The organism is Mesorhizobium sp. L2C084A000, from assembly GCF_000502875.1.
Lineage (GTDB): Bacteria > Pseudomonadota > Alphaproteobacteria > Rhizobiales > Rhizobiaceae > Mesorhizobium.
This window is the reverse complement of sequence record NZ_AYWX01000012.1, coordinates 1-23011: the sequence shown is the minus strand read 5'-3', so window position 1 is coordinate 23011 and position 23011 is coordinate 1. Positions and strand designations below refer to the sequence as shown.

General features: G+C 63.1%; 20 protein-coding genes. 9 read left to right on the top strand and 11 right to left on the bottom strand.

The annotated features are described in order from the left end of the window. Positions 1-16 precede the first annotated feature (16 nt). From lpxD to lpxB, 5 genes are read left to right on the top strand one after another with little or no spacing between them, the layout of a single operon-like run. A complete protein-coding gene (gene lpxD, locus X735_RS143025) occupies positions 17-1075 on the top strand; it encodes a UDP-3-O-(3-hydroxymyristoyl)glucosamine N-acyltransferase (RefSeq protein WP_023812926.1) in 1059 nt (352 codons plus the stop codon). Further along, on the top strand, positions 1068-1535 hold the full coding sequence (fabZ, locus tag X735_RS143030) for a 3-hydroxyacyl-ACP dehydratase FabZ (protein WP_013531753.1): 468 nt from the start codon (positions 1068-1070) through the stop codon (positions 1533-1535). The genes lpxD and fabZ overlap by 8 nt, the downstream gene beginning before the upstream one ends. Before the next feature lie 13 nt (positions 1536-1548). Next, positions 1549-2382, top strand: a complete 834-nt coding sequence (gene lpxA, locus X735_RS143035) for an acyl-ACP--UDP-N-acetylglucosamine O-acyltransferase (protein ID WP_023812925.1) — start codon at positions 1549-1551, stop codon at positions 2380-2382. Then, positions 2354-3271: an LpxI family protein gene (locus X735_RS143040; RefSeq protein WP_023812924.1), complete on the top strand. Its 918-nt coding sequence runs from the start codon at positions 2354-2356 to the stop codon at positions 3269-3271. Before lpxA ends, X735_RS143040 begins: the two co-directional genes overlap by 29 nt. Further along, entirely contained in the window at positions 3264-4442 is a 1179-nt protein-coding gene (gene lpxB, locus X735_RS143045) for a lipid-A-disaccharide synthase (RefSeq protein ID WP_023812923.1), read from the top strand. The genes X735_RS143040 and lpxB overlap by 8 nt, the downstream gene beginning before the upstream one ends. 75 nt (positions 4443-4517) lie before the next feature. Here the strand turns inward: lpxB and gltA are convergent, their stop codons facing one another. Both gltA and gltX read right to left on the bottom strand, forming a co-directional pair. Beyond that, positions 4518-5846, bottom strand: a complete 1329-nt coding sequence (gene gltA, locus X735_RS143050) for a citrate synthase (protein ID WP_027036654.1) — start codon at positions 5844-5846, stop codon at positions 4518-4520. Between the two features lie 185 nt (positions 5847-6031). Next, positions 6032-7456: a glutamate--tRNA ligase gene (gltX, locus tag X735_RS143055; RefSeq protein WP_023812921.1), complete on the bottom strand. Its 1425-nt coding sequence runs from the start codon at positions 7454-7456 to the stop codon at positions 6032-6034. 101 nt (positions 7457-7557) lie between these two features. Here gltX and X735_RS143060 point away from each other — a divergent pair, with 101 nt between their 5' ends. Next, on the top strand, positions 7558-10008 hold the full coding sequence (locus X735_RS143060; protein WP_023812920.1) for a ComEC/Rec2 family competence protein: 2451 nt from the start codon (positions 7558-7560) through the stop codon (positions 10006-10008). Here the strand turns inward: X735_RS143060 and lexA are convergent. The 4 genes from lexA to X735_RS143080 form a co-directional block, all read right to left on the bottom strand. Continuing rightward, positions 10002-10742, bottom strand: coding sequence for a transcriptional repressor LexA (lexA, locus tag X735_RS143065; RefSeq protein ID WP_013531746.1), 741 nt, complete (start codon positions 10740-10742; stop codon positions 10002-10004). The genes X735_RS143060 and lexA overlap by 7 nt on opposite strands. Before the next feature lie 411 nt (positions 10743-11153). Beyond that, positions 11154-12401: a kynureninase gene (gene kynU, locus X735_RS143070; protein WP_023812918.1), complete on the bottom strand. Its 1248-nt coding sequence runs from the start codon at positions 12399-12401 to the stop codon at positions 11154-11156. Positions 12402-12480: 79 nt separating this feature from the next. After that, positions 12481-13317 (bottom strand): tryptophan 2,3-dioxygenase, encoded by an 837-nt coding sequence (gene kynA / locus X735_RS143075; RefSeq protein WP_031213580.1) that lies wholly within the window; start codon positions 13315-13317, stop codon positions 12481-12483. Continuing rightward, a complete protein-coding gene (locus tag X735_RS143080; protein WP_023812916.1) occupies positions 13314-14939 on the bottom strand; it encodes an AMP-binding protein in 1626 nt (541 codons plus the stop codon). Before X735_RS143080 ends, kynA begins: the two co-directional genes overlap by 4 nt. Before the next feature lie 309 nt (positions 14940-15248). On the opposite strand from X735_RS143080, the gene X735_RS143085 reads away from it, so the two are divergent. Continuing rightward, positions 15249-16079, top strand: a complete 831-nt coding sequence (locus tag X735_RS143085) for an alpha/beta hydrolase (RefSeq protein WP_023812915.1) — start codon at positions 15249-15251, stop codon at positions 16077-16079. A 48-nt stretch (positions 16080-16127) separates the two neighbouring features. On the opposite strand, the gene glp is transcribed toward X735_RS143085, so the two are convergent. Genes glp through X735_RS143110 form a run of 5 tightly spaced genes read right to left on the bottom strand, consistent with a single transcriptional unit; the run spans position 16128 to position 21540 of the window. After that, positions 16128-17333: a gephyrin-like molybdotransferase Glp gene (glp, locus tag X735_RS143090; protein ID WP_023812914.1), complete on the bottom strand. Its 1206-nt coding sequence runs from the start codon at positions 17331-17333 to the stop codon at positions 16128-16130. Continuing rightward, positions 17333-17815, bottom strand: a complete 483-nt coding sequence (moaC, locus tag X735_RS143095; RefSeq protein ID WP_023812913.1) for a cyclic pyranopterin monophosphate synthase MoaC — start codon at positions 17813-17815, stop codon at positions 17333-17335. The genes glp and moaC overlap by 1 nt, the downstream gene beginning before the upstream one ends. A gap of 2 nt (positions 17816-17817) precedes the next feature. Then, the gene (trpC, locus tag X735_RS143100) at positions 17818-18630 is read right to left on the bottom strand and encodes an indole-3-glycerol phosphate synthase TrpC (RefSeq protein ID WP_023812912.1); all 813 of its coding nucleotides are present in this window, start codon (positions 18628-18630) and stop codon (positions 17818-17820) included. A gap of 10 nt (positions 18631-18640) precedes the next feature. Next, positions 18641-19651, bottom strand: coding sequence for an anthranilate phosphoribosyltransferase (gene trpD / locus X735_RS143105; protein ID WP_023812911.1), 1011 nt, complete (start codon positions 19649-19651; stop codon positions 18641-18643). Next, positions 19648-21540 carry a SurA N-terminal domain-containing protein gene (locus X735_RS143110; protein ID WP_023812910.1) on the bottom strand — a complete coding sequence of 631 codons (1893 nt, stop codon included), beginning with the start codon at positions 21538-21540 and terminating at the stop codon, positions 19648-19650. Before X735_RS143110 ends, trpD begins: the two co-directional genes overlap by 4 nt. A gap of 145 nt (positions 21541-21685) precedes the next feature. Here X735_RS143110 and tpiA point away from each other — a divergent pair, with 145 nt between their 5' ends. Further along, complete coding sequence (gene tpiA / locus X735_RS143115; protein ID WP_023812909.1) at positions 21686-22453, top strand: triose-phosphate isomerase; 768 nt, start codon at positions 21686-21688, stop codon at positions 22451-22453. Between the two features lie 170 nt (positions 22454-22623). Beyond that, the coding region (gene secG / locus X735_RS143120; RefSeq protein WP_023812908.1) for a preprotein translocase subunit SecG at positions 22624-23011 on the top strand (388 nt) is incomplete at its 3' end.

Genomic DNA, 23011 nt, shown 5'->3' with positions numbered 1-23011 from the left:
GGATATAGCTTCTGGAATGACCGATCCGGTGTTCTTCGCGCCATCACGCCGGTATACGGCGGGCGAAGTCGCGAATCTGACCGGCTCGGTGCTCGTCGATTCCGGCCACTCAGATATTTCGATCGAAGCACTCGCGCCAGCCAGCGAGGGCGGCGAGAATGCGCTCGTCTTTGTCGACGGCAAGCGCAATTCCGCGCTGATGCCGTCGCTGCGGGCAGCCGCGGTCCTGTGCCCGGCGGAATTTGCCGGCAAGGCGCCGGCCGGCGTTGCCGTTCTGGTTCATCCGCGTCCGCAACAGGCCTTCGCGTTTGTCGGGCGTCTGCTGTTTCCGAGGGCGGCGACACCAGGGCCGATGACCAGTGAAACCGGCGTCTCGCCGCACGCTCATGTCGATGCGACCGCGCATGTCGAAGCCGGTGCCGTCATCGAAGCCGGCGCGGTCATCGGGCCAGGTGCTTCGATCGGCAGCGGTACCGTCATCGCCCCAAATGCGGTCATCGGATCATCTTGCCAGATCGGCCGCGACGGCTATGTCGGTCCAGGCGCTAGCATCCAGTATGCCTTGATCGGCAATCGCGTCATCATTCATGGCGGCGCCAGGATAGGCCAGGATGGTTTTGGGTTCGTTGGCGGGGCCAAGGGTCCCGAGCGCGTGCCGCAGATCGGCCGTGTCGTTATCCAGGATGACGTCGAGATCGGCTCCAACACCACCGTCGATCGCGGCGCCATGTCCGATACGGTCATCGGCCAGGGCACCAAGATCGACAATCTCGTGCAGATCGCCCATAACGTCCGCATCGGCCGCAATTGCATAATAGCCGGGCTTTCGGGTATTTCGGGTTCTGTGGTCGTGGGTGACAATGTCACCATGGGCGGCGGCGTCGGGCTTGCGGATCACCTGACCATAGGGACAGGGGCCAAGCTTGCCGCCAGAAGTGGATTTATGAGCAATGTCCCTGCAGGCGAGATCTGGGGCGGCTATCCGGCACAGCCGATGGCGGAAGCCATGCGGGAGATAGCCATGCTGCGCAAGCTCGCCAGGACCCGCAAACAGGGCGAGGGAGGCAATGGCTGACATGATCGCGTCGACGACGCTGGAAGCGGTCGACATCATGGGGCTGATGAAGCTCCTGCCGCACCGCTATCCGTTCCTGATGATCGATCGTATCGTCGACATCGATGGCGACGAATCCGCCATCGGCATCAAGAACGTGACCATAAACGAGCCGCATTTTCAGGGCCATTTCCCTGAGCAGCCGGTCATGCCGGGTGTGCTCATCGTTGAGGCGATGGCGCAGACGGCCGGCGCCATCTGTATCCGCAGCCTGGGCACCGAAAAGCCGTCGCTGGTCTATTTCCTGACCATCGACAACGCCAAATTCCGCAAACCGGTCGTTCCCGGCGACCAGTTGAAGATCTATGTCAAGAAAATCAAGAAACGCGGCAATCTGCTCAAATTCGCTTGTGAAGCTATGGTCGACGGCGCCAAGGCGGCCGAGGCCGAGATTTCAGCCATGATGGTCACCAGCGACTGACGATCGAGTGCTTATGAAAATCAAAACATCCATCCATGCTTCCTCCGTTGTGGAGGAAGGCGCTCAAATCGGCCAAGGTGTGCGCATCGGACCGTTCTGCCATGTCGGTGCCGATGTGGTGATCGGCGACGACGTCGAACTGGTCAGTCATGTCTCGGTGATGGGCGCGACGTCGATCGGCGCCTCGACCAAGGTCTATCCGATGGCGACATTGGGCGCACCGCCGCAAAACACCAAGCACAAGGGCGGCCGCACCACCCTGGTCATCGGCAAGAACTGCACGATCCGCGAAGGTGTGACCATGCATCTCGGCACCGATTCCAGCCGCGGCGAGACCACGGTCGGCGACAATGGCAATTTCCTTGCCTACGCACATATCGCCCATGATTGCGTCGTCGGCAACAATGCGACGTTCGCCAATGGCGCAACGCTGGGCGGCCACTGCGAGGTCGGCAACAATGTCTATATCGGCGGCCTGACCGCTGTGCATCAGTTTGTTCGCATCGGCGACAACGCCTTTCTGGGCGGCTGCTCGGCGATCGTCGGCGATGTCATTCCCTTTGCCATCGCGGTCGGCAACCGCGCCAGCCTGCGCGGTCTCAACATCATCGGCCTCAAGCGTTCCGGTCTGCCGAGGTCCGAAATCCTTGTGCTGCGCAAGGCTTACAGGATGATCTTCGATCGTTCCCGCACCGTTGGCGAGAACATCGAATTCGCCAAGGCGGAGTTCGCGTCGTCGCCGACCGCCATGAAGATCATCGATTTCATCACCAGTCGCGGCAAGCGGCACTATGCTGTGCCGTCGCTCAAGGGCGGCGATGGCGACGATGTCGATGACGAAGACTGAGACAGCGGCAGCGCGTCTTGATCTTCCGCCGGGCTCCAGGGTCGGCATCATTGCCGGCGGCGGCAGTCTGCCGGTCGAAGTCGCGGCCGGTTCGGCTGAACAAGGTTATCCGCCCTTCGTCATCCTGATGGAAGGCGAAGTCGACCGCATCGCGGAACTCTCCCGATACGATCACGAAAACCTCGCTCTGGAAGGTATAGGCTCGCTCGTCCCATTGCTGCGGCGGCACCGGATCACCCATCTGGTGCTTGCAGGCGAGATCAAGCGCCGGCCGCGATTGCTTGCGCTGCGCCCCAGTCTCAGCCTGCTCGCGGTGATTCCTTTGGTCGTCATGGCGCTCGCGCGTGGCGATGATGGTCTTCTAAAGATCTTGGCACGGGGCCTCGAAGCGCGTGGAATAAAGGTCGTTGGCGCCCACGAAGTAGTGCCGAATCTTGTCGCCGCCGAAGGCGTGCTGACCAAGACCGAACCGCGAAAATTGGACTGGCGCGATATTGAGGCGGGCCTTGCGGCAGCAAAGGCCATCGGGGCGCTGGATGTCGGCCAGGCGGCGATCGCCGTTGGCGGCCGGGCAATCGCGCTGGAAGGCATCGAAGGAACAGCCGGCCTGCTTGATCGTGCGAAGCTGCTGCGCGGCCACGGCCGTATTGCGGGCAAGACCCGCGGCGTCCTCGTCAAGTGCGCCAAGCCTGGTCAGGAACTGCGCGCCGATCTTCCATCCATCGGTCCGCAGACGGTCGAGGCAGCGCACGCGGCCGGGCTCGCCGGCATTGCCGTCGAGGCGGGACGCTCGCTGATCCTCGAAGGTCCTGAAACCATCGCACGCGCCAATGCACTCGGCCTGTTCGTCCTTGGCCTGCCTGTCGCCACGGAGCCGCGTAATGGCTGACAGGGTATTGAAGATCGCGATCGTTGCCGGAGAGGAGTCCGGCGACCTGCTCGGCGCCGACATAGTACGCTCGCTCAGGCAGGCGGCCGGGCGCGAGGTGCAACTCGTCGGCCTCGGCGGCCGTCATTTGCAGGCGCTGGGACTGGTCTCGCCATTCGATGCCGGTGAGATCGCCCTCATGGGGTTCAGTGCCGTCCTGCGCGACCTGCCGCGCCTGATACGGCGGATCAGCCAACTGGCCAAGACCGTTGCCGACGAAAAGCCGGACTGCCTTGTCACCATCGACAGTCCGGACTTTTCGTTGCGCGTCGCCAAAAAGGTGCGTGCGGCCAACCCGTCGATTCCGATCATCCACTATGTCTGCCCGAGCGTATGGGCGTGGCGGCCGGGCAGGGCGGTGGCGATGAAGCCCTATGTCGACCACATCCTCTGCATCCTGCCTTTCGAGGTCAAGGAGCTCGATCGGCTCGGCGGGCCACCGGGCACTTATGTCGGGCATCGCCTGACCCACGATGCGGGCTTGCTGGCCGCAGCCAAGGCGCAGGAGCTGCCGCGCGACCTTTCTCCTGATCGCGTCAAGACCCTGCTCGTCCTGCCCGGTTCGCGGCGTGGCGAGGTACGGCGGCTGCTCGACCCGTTCGGCGAGACGGTGTCGATTCTGCGTGCGCGTGGCCACCGCCTACGGCTGCTGCTGCCGACCGTTCCGCATGTCGCCGACCTCGTCAAATCCTCCGTCAACCGCTGGGATGAAAAGCCTGAGATCATCGTCGATCCCCAACGCAAATGGCAGGCTTTCGGCAAAGCCGATGCGGCGCTGATCGCGTCCGGGACGGTATCGCTGGAACTGGCGCTGGCCGGCGTGCCGATGATTTCCTGCTACAGGCTCGACCCGGTCGCGCGCGTCTTGGCGCCGTACCTCGTTTCCGTCTGGTCGGCGCTGCTGCCCAATCTGATATCGGATCGAGCGCTTATTCCGGAATTCTACGACGGCTACATCAAGCCGAACAATCTGGCCCGGCAATTGGAAGCCCTGTTCGCCGACAGCGGCATGCGCGCCTGGCAGAAGAATGGATTTGCAGAGATCACGCGGCGCATGGCGACGGATAGACCGTCCGGCGAGATCGCCGCGCAGGTGGTGATGCGGTATATCAAGAGAGGGAATAGTCAGTAGGGAGTAGGGAAGTTGACCGTGCCTACTGCCTACTGCCTACTGCCTACTGCCCAATCCCCAATCCCTACTCCCAATTCACCGCTTGGCGATCGGCACGTAGTCACGCTCGGGTGCGCCGGTATAGAGCTGACGCGGGCGGCCGATCTTCTGGCGCGGATCCTCGATCATCTCTTTCCACTGGGCGATCCAGCCGACGGTGCGGGCGACCGCGAACAGCACGGTGAACATGGTGGTGGGAAAGCCCAGCGCCTTCAGCGTGATGCCGGAATAGAAGTCGACATTCGGGTAGAGCTTCTTCTCGATGAAATAGGAATCGGTCAGCGCGATCTTTTCCAGCTCCATGGCGATGTCGAGCAGCGGATCGTCCTTGATGCCGAGCTCGCCCAGAACCTCATGTGCCGTCTTCTGCATGATCTTGGCGCGCGGATCGTAGTTCTTGTAGACGCGGTGGCCAAAGCCCATCAAGCGGAACGGGTCGTCCTTGTCCTTGGCGCGGGCGATGAATTCGGGGATATGATCGACATGGCCGATCTCGCCAAGCATGTTGAGCGCCGCTTCATTGGCGCCGCCATGCGCCGGTCCCCACAGGCAGGCTATACCGGCGGCGATGCACGCAAACGGGTTGGCGCCCGACGAGCCGGCGAGACGAACGGTCGAGGTCGAGGCGTTCTGCTCGTGGTCGGCGTGCAAAATGAAGATGCGCTCCATGGCGCGCGCCAGCACCGGGTTGATCTTGTATTCCTCGCACGGCACGGCAAAGCACATGTGCAGGAAGTTGGCGGCGAAGTTGAGCTCGTTCTTCGGGTAAATGAACGGCTGGCCGATGTGGTATTTGTAGGCCATCGCCGCGATCGTCGGCATCTTGGCGATCAGCCGCATGGAGGCAACCATGCGCTGGTAGGGGTCGGAGATGTCGGTGGAGTCGTGGTAGAAGGCCGACAGCGCGCCGACCACGCCGCACATCACCGCCATCGGATGCGCGTCGCGGCGGAAGCCGGTGAAAAAGCGCGACATCTGCTCATGCACCATGGTGTGGCGCGTCACGCGATAGTCGAAGTCGTCCTTCTGCGCCTTGGTCGGCAATTCACCGTAGAGCAGGAGATAGCAGACCTCGAGGAAATCGCCATGTTCGGCCAACTGGTCGATCGGATAGCCGCGGTGCAGGAGGATGCCGGCGTCGCCGTCGATGAAGGTGATTTCGGACTCGCAGCTTGCCGTCGAGGTGAAGCCGGGATCGTAAGTGAAGGCGCCGGTGGTTGAGTAGAGCGAGGCGATATCGATGACATCAGGCCCGACCGAACCACTTCGCACCTTGAATTCATGGGTCTTGCCGGCGAATGCAAGCGTTGCCGTGGCCTCCTGGGTCTTGCCGCCCAAATCCATTTTTTTCGCAGCTTCGGTCATTGCAAACTCCTTCTTGTTTCCTCATGCCGGCAAAGGCAAAATTCTGCAGAGCGACACGTCGAAAATCACCGCAATGCGCGTATTCGCCACCGCATCTCAGGAGGTGCGTGCCAGATTGGGCCAAGGCCTAATGTTGCACTGCGAAACCCGCCTTTCAATGCCAATCTTCTTGGGCCAGTTTGCTCCTAATCGATTTGATCTGAGATGCGCGCCAGGCTTTCCTCGCGGCCGAGCACGGCGAGCACATCGAACACGCCCGGCGAGGTGCTTTTGCCGGTCAACGCAGCGCGCAAAGGCTGGGCCACCGCGCCGAGCTTGTGACTGCCGGCCGCTGCCACCTCGCGGATCGCCGCCTCCGCCGAGGCGGCTGTCCAGTCACCCGCAAGCCCGTTCAAAGCTTCGTGAGCACTGCGCAGGATCTTGCGGGCATCGTCGGTAAGCAGAAGGGCCGCCTTGTCGTCGATCGGCAGGGGGCGCGTGGCGAACAGGAAGGCCGCGCCATCGACGAGCTCGACCAGTGTCTTGGCGCGCTCCTTCAGGCCCGGAAGCGCTGCCAGCAACTGCGCCTTGGTGCTGTCGTTCAGGCGCGCGGCGATCGCCGGGCCACCTTCGAGATAGGGCAGGGTGGCGATGAAGATGTCGAACAGTTCGGCATCGCTCATGCGGCGCATATGCGCGCCGTTGATCGCCTCCAGCTTGGCGAAGTCGAAGCGCGCCGCGCCCTTGTTGACATCGCCGATGTCGAACCACGAGATCATATCCTTGATCGACATGATCTCGTCGTCGCCATGGCTCCAGCCAAGGCGCGCCAGGTAGTTGAGCAGCGCCTCCGGCAGGTAGCCCATGGCGCGATAGGCCTCGACGCCAAGCGCGCCGTGCCGCTTCGACAGCTTGGCGCCATCGGCGCCGTGGATCAGGGGGATATGCGACATGGACGGCACGTCCCAGCCCATGGCGTTGTAGATCACGGTCTGGCGAGCGGCATTGGTCAGATGATCGTCGCCGCGAATGATATGGGTGACGCCCATATCATGATCATCGACGACGACGGCATGCATGTAAGTGGGATTGCCGTCAGAACGCAGGATGATGAAGTCATCGAGATCCTTGTTGGGAAAGCGCACCTCGCCCTGGACACGGTCATGGACGATGGTCTCGCCTTCGGTCGGCGCCTTGATGCGGATGGCGCCCTTGACGCCTGCGGGCGCCTCAGAGGGGTCGCGGTCGCGCCAGCGGCCGTCATAGCGGGGCGGCAGCCCCTTGGCTCTGGCAGCCTCGCGCATGGCCTCCAGTTCGGCTGGCGTGGCATAGCAATAATAGGCCATGCCCATGCGCACGAGCTCCTCCGCCACCTCGCGGTGGCGCGGCGCACGCTCGAACTGTGACACCGGCTCGCCGTCCCAGCTCAGGCCAAGCCAGGAAAGCCCGTCGAGGATGGCAGCCGTCGCGGCTTCATTGGAGCGTTCACGGTCGGTGTCTTCGATGCGCAGCAGCATCGTGCCGCCAGTGTGCTTTGCATACAGCCAGTTGAACAGCGCCGTGCGCGCGCCGCCTATGTGCAGATAGCCGGTGGGCGAGGGGGCAAAACGGGTGACGACCTTGTCGGACATGGAACTCTCGGAAACCATCTGAAGCGGGTGCGGTTGCGCGGACTTTCGCGCGCCCGGCGTTCATGTAGCATAGGGTGTCGAGGGCGCAAGGGGCAGACCCGATGGCTGGACGAGGCTGGGGCTCGGATCAGGGCGAGGACGCTGCCATCGGCGTCAGCGAACGGTCCCTCTTTGCGCCTCTGCCATTGCCGTCGCCCCTCCTGCCGGATCCCGGCCAAGCGCCGTTACAAGCGGATGTCGCCGCCTCTGTTCCTGTTGCCGAAACCGGCAGGATCGTTCGCGTGCGCCGGCAAATCAGCCTGACATCACTGCCTCGCCTGCGCCACAGCGTGAACACGGCGGCGAGCCTGGAACTCGACCGGGGCGTGGCCTTCCTGCTGGTGCCGGTCTGCCTGGCGATCGGAGCGATCGGCTATTTTTCGCTGACGGCTGAACCCGACTTTGCGAGACCTGTCGCGGTTGTCATTCTGACGGGGATCTGTGCGCTGGTCTCGCGCTCATGGCCAAAGACCCATCTGTGTTTCATGGCGGCACTTTTGTGCGCCCTAGGACTGCTTGCTGCCAAGGTCGAGACGTGGCGTGCGGGCACACAAATGTTGGGCTCGGAAATTTCGACGCAAGTCACCGGCCGCGTCGTCTCGCTCGACCGGATGGAAACCGGCCGTATCCGGCTGACCATCGACGTGACATCGACCGCAAGACCGAAACTGCGCTATGCGCCGGAACGGGTGCGGCTTTCGGCACGCAAGATCCCGGCTGACGTGACCGCCGGCTCCCTCATCACCGGATATGCCAAGCTCTTGCCGCCGACCGGGCCGGTGCGGCCGGACAGCTATGACTTCTCCTTCGACAGCTACTTTGCCGGCATCGGTGGCAGCGGGTTCTTTCTCGGCAATCCAAAGCTTGTCGTCAACGATGACGGCGACATGCCGCTGCCGGCCCGAATTTCCTCTAGCGTGGAAAATGCCCGTGAAGGCATCGCCGACCATATCAGGGCGAGCGTCGGCGGCGCCGAAGGCGAGATCGCCGCGGCGCTGATCGTCGGCGTGCGCGCCGGCATTCCCGATGACATCAATGAGGCGATGCGACGTACCGGCATCTACCACATCATCTCCATTTCGGGACTGCACATGGCTCTGGTCGCAGGCACCATCATGGGTTTGCTGCGCGGCGCCTTCGCCTTGTTTCCCGACTTTTCCGCGCGTCGCCCGGTCAAGAAGTATGCCGCCGCCGCCGCACTGTTCTCGATCGCGGCCTATCTCATCATCTCGGGAGTCGTCGTTGCCGCCGAGCGCAGCTTCATCATGCTGGCGGTGATGCTGATTGCCGTGCTGTTCGATCGAGCAGCACTCACCATGCGCAATCTGGCGATCTCGGCGATCGCCGTCATCGTGGTGTCGCCGCATGAGGTGGTCGGCCCGAGTTTTCAGATGTCGTTCGCCGCGACCGCGGCTCTGGTCGGCGCCTATGCCGGCTGGGCGGATCACCGCGCGGGAAAAGCAAGACCGCCGCCGCCAAAGCGATCCGTGCCCGGTTTCCTGACGCGAAAATTCCTGCTGGCGGCAACCGGCCTTGCCATGACCTCGATCATCGCGGGAAGCGCGACGACGCTGTTTGCCATCTGGCATTTTCAGCGTGTCTCGCCGCTCAGCCTGTTTGCCAATCTCGCGGTAATGCCGATCGTCACCGTCGTCATGTTCCTGGCCGTCGCCAGCGCGCTGTTGATGCCTTTCGGATTGGATTGGCCGGCTCTCTACCTGATGGGTAAGGGCCTGACGATGATGATCGCCATATCAGGCTGGATCTCCGAGCGTTCGCCTGTCGATGGGGTCGGGCTGATTTCGCAGCAGTCGGTCCTGTTGGTGGCAATTGCCCTGGTCATCGCGACAATGGCGACAACTTGGCTGCGGCTCGCTGCTCTGCCATTCGCGCTGGCAGGCTTGCTGACCGTCTCGGATACGCGCACGCCGGATGTGCTAATCTCGGAAGACGCCCGGCTGGTGGCGTTGCCGATCGGTGGCGGCGAGCTTGCCGTCAGCCGGGAACGGCCGAACGAATTCACCGTCGACAACTGGAAACGCGCCCTGACATCAGAAACCATCGTCGTGCCAGAGGTGTTCGACAACAGCGATGGGCAATTCGATGTCGCGGATGCCGTTGATCTGCCGCTGGGATCGCCGTTCTATTGCTCCTCAGGCGTTTGCGTGGCCAGGCACATGTCCGGTGCGATCATTGCCTATGTCGAGGACCGCAAGGACGCCTGGAAAGCCTGCGGCTTCGCCGAGCTGATCGTCATCAATGACGCCACCGCGTATGACGCCTGTCACAATCCGCTGGTTCTCGTCATCACCAAGCGGCAACTGGCTCGCAAAGGCAGTGCCGCGGTCTTCTTCGATCGCCAATCGGCGACCACGCCGGCGACGATCAGCTTCGCGGTGGACAGCCCATATCGGCCCTGGCACACGCAACGCAAATACTCTCGTGAGGCAAGGGGGCTGGCACCCTTCAAGAAACCGGAGAAGCCAGCGGCCAACCCACAGCCGCCTCAGTAGCGGCGGATCAGGCCGACGAGCTTGCCTTGCACCTTGACCCTGTCCGGGCCGAAAATACGGGTTTCATAGGCCGGATTGGCGGCTTCGAGAGCAATCGAAGCGCCCTTGCGGCGGAACCGCTTCAGCGTCGCTTCCTCTTCATCGACCAGCGCCACGATGATCTCGCCGGGGCTCGCCGTGTCGGCATTGCGGATGATGACGGTGTCGCCGTCGAAGATACCGGCCTCGATCATCGAGTCTCCCTTGACCTCCAGCGCATAGTGGGCGCCGCCCATGATCATGTCCGGCGGCACCGAGATCGAATGCGTCTGATGCTGGATGGCATCGATCGGCACACCGGCGGCGATACGGCCCATGACCGGGATCGACACGGCGGAGACCGCATCGTCATCATTGCCGGGCGAGGGCATCCGCGAAGGCGCCGGCTTGATCTGCCGGCCAAGGGCGCCACCCTGACCGAGACTGCCCTGGATGACGCTTGGCGAAAACTTCTTTGCCGCGTTGAGACCGGGCGCGATCGAGTCCGGCAATCGCAGCACTTCCAGCGCGCGTGCCCGGTTGGGCAACCGGCGAATAAAGCCGCGCTCCTCAAGTGCGGTGATCAGCCGATGAATCCCGGATTTGGAGGCAAGGTCAAGCGCCTCCTTCATCTCGTCGAAGGATGGCGGAATGCCGCTCTCCTTCAGGCGTTCATGGATGAACATCAGCAGTTCATGTTGCTTGCGCGTCAGCATGGCGGCCCCCAGGTTACCTGAAACCAGAATCGAAAAACAAACCCAGAACAAACCCTATCTGTTCCAGTTGTGTTCTGCAACCGTTTAAAGTTTAATGAATTTGTTAAGGCTGCTGAAATTATTTGGCGCTTGCCAGCGGGTCGCGATCAACAGGCGCTAGGCACGGCGATGCGCCTGTTCCCATTGAAATTATTATGGTTAATGACCTGTGGCTCATCCTCGACCCAAGGCTTGGCATTATCAGTCTATCGACCTCCACAAAGGACGATATCAATCTTCGGGACGTTCGTTTGCCGTGAACGAAACGGAGCCAAAACGCCAACGTCTGTTGGCATTTGTGGCTGGAAATTCAGCCCTCCGTCATCTGCCAGGCAGTGAGGGCGGCGGCGGTGGATCGCGGGGATCGTTGCGTCAGGTAACGGCTTCCTTGACCGCGAAACGGCGGTCCTTCCATGCGCCCGTGCGCAGAATACCCTCCAGCACCTCAACCGCCAGCCACACATCCTTGTAGCCGACATAGAGCGGCGTGAAGCCGAAACGGATGGTCGATGGCGCACGAAAATCACCGATGACGCCGCGCTCGATCAGCGCCCGCATGATTTGATAGCCGTGATCGTGAAGGAACGACACCTGGCTGCCGCGCCTGGTCGCGTCGCGGGTGGTCTCCAGCGTGAGACCGTAGGCGCCGCACCTGGCTTCGACGAGCTGGATGAACAGTTCTGTCAACGCGACACTCTTCTTTCGCAATGCCGCCATGTCGACGTCATTCCAGATGGCAAGCGCGCCTTTGAGCGCCCGCATCGACAGGATCGGCTGAGTGCCGCACAAAAAGCGGCGGATGCCGGTGCCGGCAACATAACCCCGTTCGAAGGCAAAGGGCCGCGCATGGCCCCACCAGCCGCTGAGCGGCTGGCTGATATCGCCGTGGTGGCGCTGCGCGGCATAGATGAAGGCCGGTGCGCCCGGACCGCCGTTGAGGTACTTGTAGGTGCAGCCGATGGCGAAATCGGCATTTGCGTGATCGAGCTCGACGGGCAGGGCGCCGGCGGTGTGGCAAAGATCCCAGACGATCAGCGCTCCGGCCGCATGAGCTTTGCGCGTCAGCGCCGCCATGTCGCGCAGTTCACCCGATTTGTAATTGACGTGATTGACCAGCACCACCGCGACGTTTTCGTCGATCAGCTCTTCGATGGTCGGCGCGTCGACACCCGCGAGGCGCAGCAGGACGCCATCCCGGGTCGAGGCCACGCCTTCGGCGATGTACAGGTCGGTGGGAAAACTGTCACCTTCGGCGACGATGGCCGACCGGCCGGGCCGCATCTCCATCGCCGCGTGCAGCACCTTGTAGATGTTGGTCGATGTCGTGTCGCAGACAACGGTCTGGCCGGCCGCGGCTCCTATCAGGCGTCCGAGCTGGTCGCCGAGTTCGATTGGCATCTCGAACCATCCGGCCGTGTTCCAAGCTCGGATGAGATCCTGGGCCCATTCTTGGGTCGCCGCCTGCTGCAGCTCGCTGAAAACGGCATGAGACGCTGCCCCCAGTGAATTGCCGTCGAGATAGATCATCCCCTCCGGCAGAATGAAACGGTCGCGCATGGCCCGCAGCGGATCCGTGGCATCCATCGCTTCGACTGCGGCGAGATCAGGAATTCCACTCATGGTCGGTCAGTCCCCGGTTGTTCGCGAAGGGTTTTCCGCCACAGCGCGTCCCCTCGGTGTGCCTGTTTTCATTTCGACGTCAGAGCCGGGTGCGGACCGTCCACAGCTCCGGGAACAGCACGACCTCGAGCATTTTCTTCAGATACGAAGCACCCGACGTGCCGCCGGTGCCGCGTTTCAGGCCGATGATGCGCTCCACCGTGGTGACGTGGTTGAAGCGCCAGCGGCGGAAGTAGTCCTCGAAGTCGACCAGCTTCTCGGCCAGTTCGTAGAACATCCAGTAGCGCTGCGGATCGCGGTAGATGGTCTGCCAGGCGACCAGCACCTCTTCATTCTCGGTTCGCGTCTCACGCCAGTCCGTGCGCCTGGCATCGGCACCGATGTCGAATCCGTTGCGCGCCAAAAGCAGCAGTGCCTCGTCATAGAGCGACGGCTCGGCCAGGATCGCTTCCAGCTTCCCGCTCAGGTCGGGCCGATGCTTGTGCGGCCCGAGCATTGCCAGGTTTCGGTTGCCGGCCATGAACTCGATGGCGCGATACTGCCAGGACTGGAAACCCGAGGACTGGCCGAGCGCGTCGCGGAACTCGGTGTATTCGCTGGGCGTCATCGTCCGCAGCACGTCCCAGGCATTGTTCAGCTGCTCGAAGATGCGCGCAACGCGCGACAGCATCTTGAAGCTCGGCTCGAGCCGGTCGGCGCGGATGGAACGGATCGCGGCGCCAATCTCGTGCAGAGCAAGCTTCATCCAGAGCTCGGAGGTCTGATGCTGGATGATGAACAGCATCTCGTCATGCGCCGATGACAGCGGCGTCTGGGCCTCCAGCACTTTCTCCAGGTGCAGGTAGTCGCTGTAGGACATGCGCTCCTTGAACGACATCTGGGCGCCTTCGGACGCCGGATCGTACGGTTGGCTCAATTGATTTTCTCCGTGCGCAGCCGGAAGCGCTGGATCTTTCCGGTCTGGGTCTTGGGCAGAGCGGCGATGAATTTTACCGATCGCGGATATTTATAGGGCGCGATCGTTGCCTTGACATGGTCCTGCAGGCGCTTGGTGGTGAGGGCGTCGGGCGCGACGCCCTGCACCAGCACGACATGCGCCTCGACGATCTGGCCGCGTTCGGCGTCCTCTGCACCGATCACCGCGCATTCGGCGACGTCCGGATGCGCCAGCAGCGCCGCCTCGACCTCGGGACCGGCGATGTTGTAGCCGGCGCTGACGATCATGTCGTCGGAGCGTGCGGCGAAATGGAAGAAGCCGTCCTCGTCCTGCGTGAAGGTGTCGCCGGTGAGGTTCCAGCCGTCGCGCACATATTCCTTCTGCCTGTCATCGGCCATGTAGCGGCAGCCGGTCGGGCCGCGCACCGCCAGCCTGCCGGTCGTGCCGCGCGGCACCTCGCGCATCTCGTCATCGACGATGCGCGCCTCATAGCCGCCCACCGGCTTGCCGGTCGACGCAGGCCTCATGTCATCGAAGCGGTTGGAGATGAAGATGTGCAGCATTTCGGTGGCGCCGATGCCGTCGAGGATCGGCTTGCCGGTCTTTTGCGTCCACTCTTCGAAAACCGGGGCGGGCAAGGTTTCGCCGGCCGAAACGGCGACGCGCAGCGACGACAGGTCGGCACCTTCATCCATGGCCTTCAGCATGGCGCGGTAGGCAGTCGGCGCGGTGAAGGAGATCGTCGCTTTGTAGGTCTCGATGATGTGGATCATGTTGGGTGGCGTCGCCTGCTCCAGCAGCGTCGCCGCCGCACCGAAGCGCAGGGGAAAGATAGCGAGCCCGCCAAGGCCGAAGGTGAAGGCCAGCGGCGGCGAGCCGACGAAGATGTCGTCCGCCGTCACCTCCAGGATTTCGCGTGCATAGGCGTCGGCAATGATCAGGAGGTCGCGGTGGAAATGCATCGTCGCCTTCGGAACGCCTGTCGTGCCCGAGGTGAAGCCGAGCAGGGCGACATCGTCGCGGCCCGTGTCGACTGCGGTGAACGTCACCGGCTTGTCGAGAGCGGCACGATCGAGTTCGGCATCATGGTTGGCGGTGCCGTCGAAACCGATGACCTGCTTGAGGAACGCGCTGTCCTTGGCGCAGGCAGTCATCTCGTCCATCAGTCTGGTGTCGCACAGCGCAACGGTAATCTCGGCCTTGTCGACGATCTTGGCGAGTTCGCCGGCGCGCAGCATCGGCATGGTGTTGACGACCACGGCGCCAACCTTGGTGGCAGCCAGCCAGCAGGCGACCATGGCGGGGTTGTTGGCGGAGCGGATCAGCACCCGGTTGCCGGGCTCGACGCCATAATTCTCGACCAGCGCGTGGGCCAGCCTGTTCGTCCAGTCGGACAGTTCCTTGTAGGTGCGGCGGCGGCCATTGCCGATCAGGGCGGTGTGGTCGCCGAGACCTTTTTCGACCAGCCTGTCGGTCAGTTCGACACCGGCGTTGAGGCGTTCGGGATAGTCGAAGCCGTCGAGCAGGATTTCAGGCCATTGCTCCGGCGGCGGCAGGTGATCGCGCGTGAACGTGTCGATATGCGCTGAAGGCCCAAGCATGTCGCCGCTATCCCGTCTGCTGCCTGACCAGTGCGCGATGCGCCTTGGCCGGATGTAGTGGATCCTAAGGTCCTGCTCTGAGGAAGCTTCGTACTACCCATCGCACCTGCTGAGATGCGCCCAGAAAGGGTGAACATCTGCAGGTTCGGGCAGCACAGCAGACCTCCCATTGTCGGCTGTTCGTTGGGGCAGGATCGCACCAGTCGAAATTTGTTTCAAGCCTAAAATGTTTTTGCTCAGGGCATTGACGCATGGCATGGCGGTGGCCATTGCTAGCAAGTAGCGATGCCGTCTTGGGGAAGGGCGCAGATGTTCGAACGTCACATCGTCGATTGGGATGATGCCTATGCCAACGGTGCGAATATCGCCGGCAGTGATCGCTGGCCGGCCGCATGGGCGAAGCCGGCGCAAGCATTCCGTGATGCGCTGTCGGCGCAGGGCCGGGCACGGCTCGACATCGCCTATGGCGAAGGGCCGCGCAATCGGCTCGATCTTTTCATTCCTAGTGCCGCGCCCAAAGGGCTGGTGGCGATTATCCATGGCGGTTACTGGCTGGAGACCGACAAGAGTTTGTGGTCTCACCTTGCCAATGGCGCGGTCAGCAACGGTTTTGCCGTTGCGATGCCGTCCTACACGCTGTGCCCGGACATACGCATCGCCGGCATCGTCAGGGAGATTGGGGCGGCAATCGGCGAGGCAGCGGCAATGGTCGACGGACCGCTGATGCTGACCGGACATTCGGCCGGCGGCCATCTCGCCACCCGGATGGTGACGACAACCACGCCGTTGGCTGCCGATGTGGCGCGGCGCATACGCCACGTCGTTTCGATTTCAGGCTTGCATGACCTGCGTCCGATCATGCGCACCGGCATGAACAAGGAACTGGCAATCGACGAAGAGGAGGCGCTGGCTGAAAGCCCGGCGCTGCTGCGCCCGATAAATGGCGCCCGCATCACCTGTTGGGCCGGTGGCGGCGAGCGCGCCGAATTCCTGCGCCAGAATGCGCTGCTTGCCAACATCTGGACCGGCCTCGGCGCCACCACCAGCGTCGTGGTCGAGCCCGACCGGCATCATTACAGCATTGTCGACGGCCTTGCCGACCCGGCGCATCCGCTGACGCAGAGCTTGATCTCGAACTAGAGCCGGGATCACTTTCTCGTCTGTTATGAGTGGCTTGTCTGGGATTCCTCAGCGCAGCATCAAAACGCTGCAAGCCTCGCCAGCAGCTGCTGCAGGGGCAAACGGCGCCCGCACGATCAGCCCGTTGGCGTCGGCCAGCATTCTCAGCATCGAGGAATCCTGGATACCGAACGGCGTCGCCACCGGTACGCCGTCATCTTCCCTGACCACGGCTCGGACATAGTCCTGGCGCAAATCATTGGCCGGCATTGCGGCGCCCAATCGCGCTTGGCGAACGTCCTGGCGATGATTGCGGCCGCCGAGCCGCGCCAGCAGCGGCTTCAGGAACAACTGCGAGCAGACCAGGCTTGCCACCGGATTGCCGGGCAGGCCGATGCACCTGATGTCGCCGAGGCGGCCGAACATCAGGGGCTTGCCGGGGCGCATGGCGATCTTCCAGAAGCCGAGCGTCATGCCTTCGCCGGTCAGCACGTCGTGGATCAGGTCGTGATCGCCGACCGAGGCGCCACCAAGCGTCACGATGACATCCGCACCGGCCGCGACCGCTTGTCTGATCAGGGCAGCGATAGCCTCCTTGCGATCGGCGGCAATGCCGAGATCGAGCGCGCGGGCGCCGACCGAGTGTGCGGTGGCAGCGACGCCATAGGCATTCGATGAGATGATCTGATCCGGGCCGAGATCACTGCCCGGCGGCAGCAATTCGTCGCCGGTGGCGACGATGGCGACCAGCGGCCGTTTCACCACGCTGACCCGAGGATGGTTGGCCGATGCTGCCAGCGACAGTGCCGCCGGGTCGAGTAAGCGGCCTTTTTCCAGCAGCATGTCGCCTGTTGAAAAATCGAGCCCGATGCGGCGGATATTGCGCCATTGCGCCGTCGGCTCGGTCACTTCGATTTCGCCGCCGCCGAGGTCGCGGACATTCTCCTGGATGACGATGGTGTCGGCGCCTTCGGGCAGCGGCGCGCCGGTGAAGATGCGCACGGCCTGCGTCTGGCCGACCGTGCCGTCGAAGCCACGTCCAGCCGGCGCCATGCCGATCACCGACAGCCTGGATGGGACCGACGTGACGTCGGCGGCGCGCGCCGCATAGCCGTCCATGGCGGAAGCATTGAAAGGCGGCTGGGTGCGAAGAGCAACGACCGGTTCCGCCAGAACACGATCCACCGCCTCGAACAGAGGAACGCTTTCGCCGGCTAGAGGTGCCGCACCATCGAGCAGGCGTTCAAGCGCCTCCGCGATAGGAACCAGCGCCATCAGGCGCTCGCCTTGTAGTCACCCGACTTGCCACCCGTCTTTTCGACCAGGCGGATGCCGGTGATGACCATAGCGCGGTCGACTGCTTTCGCCATGTCGTAGATGGTCAGGCAGGCCACCGAAGCGGCGGTCAGCGCTTCCATCTCGACACCCGTCTTGCCGGTGACGCGCGCCAGCGCGGTGACCTTCAGGCCCGGCAAAGCATGGTCGGGCTCGATGTCGACGGAAACCTTGGTCAAAAGCAGCGGGTGGCAGAGCGGGATCAGTTCATGCGTCTTCTTCGCCGCCATGATACCGGCGATGCGCGCTGTGCCGAGCACATCGCCCTTCTTGGCGTTGCCGGCGAGGATCATCTTCAGCGTCTCGGGCTGCATCGCGACAAAGCCTTCGGCAATCGCCGTGCGCGTTGTTTCTTCCTTGTCGCCGACATCGACCATGTTGGCCTCGCCCTGCGCGCCGAGATGGGTAAGACCTGATACCATCGTCAGATAGCCCCGGCCAAAGCCTTGCCTGTCAGCAGCAGGCGCGTCGCCGCGGTGACGTCCTGTTGCCGCATCAGGCTCTCGCCGACAAGAAAAGTGCCGATGTCGCTCTTTTGCAGCCTGAGGCAGTCGTCATGCGAGAAAATACCGCTCTCGCTGACCAGCAAGCGGTCGGCCGGAACCATCGTCGCCAGCCGCACTGAAGTGTCGAGGCTGGTCTCGAATGTGCGCAGATTGCGGTTGTTGATGCCGATCAGCCGCGACGACAATTTTAGCGCGCGTTGCGTCTCGGCCTCGTCATGCACTTCGACCAGTGCATCCATGCCGAGTTCGAACGCCGTCGCCTCGAGCTCGCTCGCCAGGGCGTCGTCGACGCTGGCCATGATGATCAGGATGGCATCCGCGCCCCAGGCGCGGGCTTCGTAGACCTGATACGGATCGAACAGGAAATCCTTGCGCAGCGCCGGCAGCGCGACGGCGGCTCGCGCCCGGGTGAGAAATTCAGGCGCACCCTGGAAGGACGGTGCATCGGTCAGCACCGAAAGACAGGCAGCACCACCCTTGGCATAGGCCTGCGCCAGAGCCGGTGGATCGAAATCGGCACGGATCAGACCCTTGGAGGGGCTCGCTTTCTTGATCTCGGCGATCAGCGCGAAGGCGCCGGATTTGCGCTTCGCTTCCAGTGCGGCAAGAAAACCGCGCGGTGCGTCGGCATCTTTTGCCCGGACCTTGATTTCGGCCAACGGCACGCGTGCCTTTGCCGCCGCGATCTCGTCGCGCTTGTAGGCCTCGATCTTGCGAAGAATGTCAGACACGCTCTATCCGTTATCCGTTCGAAATCTCGACCAGCCTGTCGAGCACTTGCAGGGCACGGCCGCTATCGATGGCTTGCGCCGCCGCCGCGATGCCGTCGCCAAGCGTCGTCGCCTTGCCGGCCACAACCAGTCCGGCACCGGCGTTCATCAGCACGGTGTCGCGATAGGCGCCGGCGCCGCCGCCCAGCATATCGCGCAAGGCCTTGGCGTTGTAGTCCGCATCGCCGCCGCGCAACTCATCCTTGCTATGGCGCGCCAGCCCAACCGCTTCAGGGGTCAGCGTGAAGCTGCGGATTTCGCCGCCGATCAGTTCGGCGACCTGCGTCTCGCCGGTGGTGGTGATCTCGTCATAGCCGTCGCCATGGGCGACCCAGACATGCTCGGCACCCAGCGCCTTCAGTGTCTCGGCAACCGGCAGGATCCATTCCGGCAGGAACACACCGACCAGCTGCCGCTTGACGCCGGCCGGATTGGAGAGCGGCCCGAGCAGGTTGAATATGGTGCGGGTGCCGAGTTCGACGCGGGTCGGGCCGACATGCTTCATCGCAGGATGATGCGCGGGCGCGAACATGAAGCCAACGCCTGCCTCGTGGATGCAACGGCTAATGAAATCGGGCGAGATGTCGATCTTGACCCCGAGCGCCACCAGCACATCGGCTGCCCCTGTCAGCGACGACAGGCCGCGATTGCCGTGTTTGGCAACCGGCACGCCGCTGCCGGCAACGACGAAGGCCGATGCCGTCGAAATGTTGACGCTGTGAGAATTGTCGCCGCCGGTGCCGACGATGTCGACGGCATCGGTGGGCGCGTCGACGTGCAGCATCTTGGCCCGCATGGTTGCGACGGCGCCGGAAATCTCGCTCACCGTCTCGCCGCGCACGCGCAGCGCCATCAGGAAACCGCCGATCTGGCCGGGGGTCGCGTCACCCGACATGATGATGTCGAAGGCCTCGCGCGCTTCCTCAAAGGAAAGCGCGCTACCGGTCGCGATCTTGGCGATATGGGTTTTCAGCGCGCTCATCTTGTCGAGGCTTGGGCGACGGCGGCCTGATCGATGCGAACGTCGTACTGCGTCTGCAACTGCGCCACCAACTGATCGAGCAGATCATCCGACATGCCGGAGGTGAAGGATTTCTGTGCGTCATCCGGCACCGAGCTGGCATCGGCTCCGGCGGGCTCGAACACTTCGGCGACCTTGTACAGGATCTGCCCGTCCCCGGTGGGCGAGGGGATCAGGCCGGTGCCGCCTTCGCCAACGCCGAACATCGCTGCCGCACCCTCCTTACCGAAGTCGACGTCGTCAGCCTCACGCTTAACACCGCGCTTGGTCTGCTTTTCGAGCTTCAGTTCGCTGGCGATGACATCGAGCGTTGCGCCGGCCTTGAGCCGCTTTTCCAGCTCGTCAGCCTTGGCGGCCAGCCGCTTGCTTATTTCCGCCGCGGTCCAGTCGGTGACGGCTTTCTGACGAACCTCATCCAGCGTGCGGTCGCGAGCCGGCGTGATGGACGCCACCTCATAGAAGACGAAGCCGTTGTCGGCTGTGGTCAAGGCATCGTTTTCCGTGTTGGGTTCGGCGTCGAAGACCGCTTTGATCAGCTCCGGCGATTGCGGCAGGTCCTTGACGATGCTTGCATCTGGCCGCAGCCCACTGCGATCGATGGCGTCGATGGTGACGACCTTCAGCTTCAGCTTGGCCGCGGCCTCTGCCAGCGAACTGCCGGCGGCGCGGGTGTCATCGTAATTGTCACGCACGTCCAGAAGGATGCGGCTTGCCTCGCCCAGCGCCAGATCCTTGCGGATCTGATCGGACACCTCGGCCAGTGGCTTCACCACCTCGGGCTTGATCTCGGTGACGCGCAGCAGCACCGGACCGAAGGCGCCTTGCACGACCTGGCTGACTTCATTGGCATTGAGCGAAAAGGCCGCGCCGGCGACCGCCTTGTCGGCAATCTTGTCCTTGGCAAGCGTGCCGAGCAGCGTGTCGGCCGGGGTCTTGCCTTCCGCCGTGACCAGCTTGTCGAAGGTGGCGCCGGCCTTGAGCGAATCGAGTGCGGCCTTGGCCGCATCCGGCGTCTTGAATACAAGCTGCTCGACGGTGCGCAGTTCCGGCGTGGTGTAACGCGCCTTGTTCTTGTTGTAGTCGTCGCTGACCTGGCTGTCGGTGACGGCGGTCGTGTCCATGATGTCGACGGGTTCGAGGCGGACATAGGAGAATTTGCGGTATTCGGGTGCCGCATATGTCTTCTTGTTGGCTTCGAAATAGGCCAAGAGCACGCTATCGGACGGTGCCGCGATCGGCTCGACCAGTGCCTTGGGCAGCGTCAAATAGTCGATGGTGCGGTCTTCGCCGCGATAGAGTGCAACAGCCTTGAAGAAAGTGTCCGGAGCCTTGAGGCCATCCGAGACAGCCTCGACGATCTGCTGGCGCACCGCCACCTGGGCACGGTTCTTCAGATAGTCCTCGGGCCGCATGCCAATCTGCTGCAGCATGTATTCGAATGTTCTGCGGTCGAACTGGCCGCCCGGGCCCTTGAATGCCGGGTCTTCGCGCGTCAACTCGGCCAGCCGGTCCTTGGAAAGTCCGAGGCCCAGCTTGCGGGCCTGTTCGTCGAGAACGGCACCAGAGACGAGCTGAGCCAACACCTGGTTGTCGACGCCGAGCGCCTTTGCCTGTTCGTGGCTGAGACGCTGGCCGAACTGTTGCGACATGACGGCGAGCTGGCGATCGTAGGCGAGACGGTATTCGTTGATCGACACTTTGGTGCCGCCAGCCGTTATGACCGAATCATGGCCAGCCAAACCGCCCATCAGCCGTCCGGAAACGCCCCAGACCAAAAAGCTGAGCACCAGCAGCACCAACAGCCCTTTCGCGACCCAGGTGCCTGCCGCGCTTCTCAATATACCAAGCATTTTTACTTCCGATTTATGCGCATTTTCGCATGCGCCGAGTCTGAAACAAGCGCAATAGCGCCCTTCCGGCCCACTGTCGATTGCTTTGTGGCCTGATTTTGGTAGTGAGGGCCAGAGCCCCGATATCATCCGGAGAAGCAAACCCATGACGCCAGGAATTCGCCCGCTCGTCGCCGGCAACTGGAAAATGAACGGCACCAGTGCCTCGCTCAACGAGCTCAGGATGATCGGCAACGGCTTCATGAGCGGACTTGATGCGGAGACCGAAGCGTTGGTTTGCGTTCCCGCGACCCTGCTTGCCCACGCCGCGGAGATCCTGTCACGCACGCCGGTGCATGCCGGCGGTGAGGATTGCCATACCAAGGAGAGCGGCGCCTACACCGGCTGCATCTCGGCGGAAATGCTCAGGGATGCCGGTGCGAGCCATGTCATCGTCGGCCATTCCGAATGCCGCGAGCAACGCGGCGAGGATGACGCCACTGTCCAGGCCAAGGCATCCGCCGCATGGCGTGCCGGGCTTGTTGCCATCATTTGCGTCGGCGAAACGCATGAACAGCGTGAAGCGGGCGCCACGCTGGATGTGCTGTCGCGGCAGGTCGATGGTTCGGTCCCGCCAAGCGCCACCCCGTCCAACACCATCATTGCCTATGAGCCGGTATGGGCGATCGGCACCGGCCTGACGCCGACAGCCGGCGATGTGGCGGCAGCACATGCACATATCCGCGAAAAGCTGTCGGAAAAGCTCGGCGGCGTCGCGGCGAAGATGCGCATTCTCTACGGCGGCTCGGTCAAGCCCTCCAACGCGGTCGAATTGCTCGGCGTCAGGAATGTCGACGGCGCGCTGGTCGGCGGCGCCAGCCTGAAAGCGGCGGATTTTCTCGGCATCGCCGAGGCCTATCGCAATATTGCCTGAAGACATTCGCTGCGCCGGACAGGGCTTCCGGTACACGAAATCGTTGCAAAGGACGGGTTGCTTCCCATATTCCGGCCACGGGCTTGGAAATGCCGTCAAAGCATTGTATTGAGCCGCCTCCAATTCACCGGTCGTGTCCGCGGCCGGGCAAGGCCTTGCCAGGATAAACTATGGAAACCGTACTGATCGTCATCCATCTCATGGTCGTGCTCGCCCTTGTCGGCGTGGTGCTGCTGCAGCGTTCCGAAGGCGGTGGCCTCGGCATCGGTGGCGGATCCGGCTTCATGACCGCGCGTGGTGCTGCCAATGCGCTGACGCGTGCGACGGCGATCCTGGCGGCCGCTTTCTTCGCCACGTCACTGACACTGTCGATCGTCGCCCGCTACGGCGAGAAGCCGATCGATATCCTCGACCGCGTGCCGGCGACGTCGGACGGCGCAGGCAAAGGCGTGCTCAACCAATTGCCCGGCACGACCACCCCGGCGCCCGCCGGCAGCACCACGCCGACGGCGCCTTCCGGCAACGACGCCGCGGCTCCGGCGACTGCGCCTGCCGCCG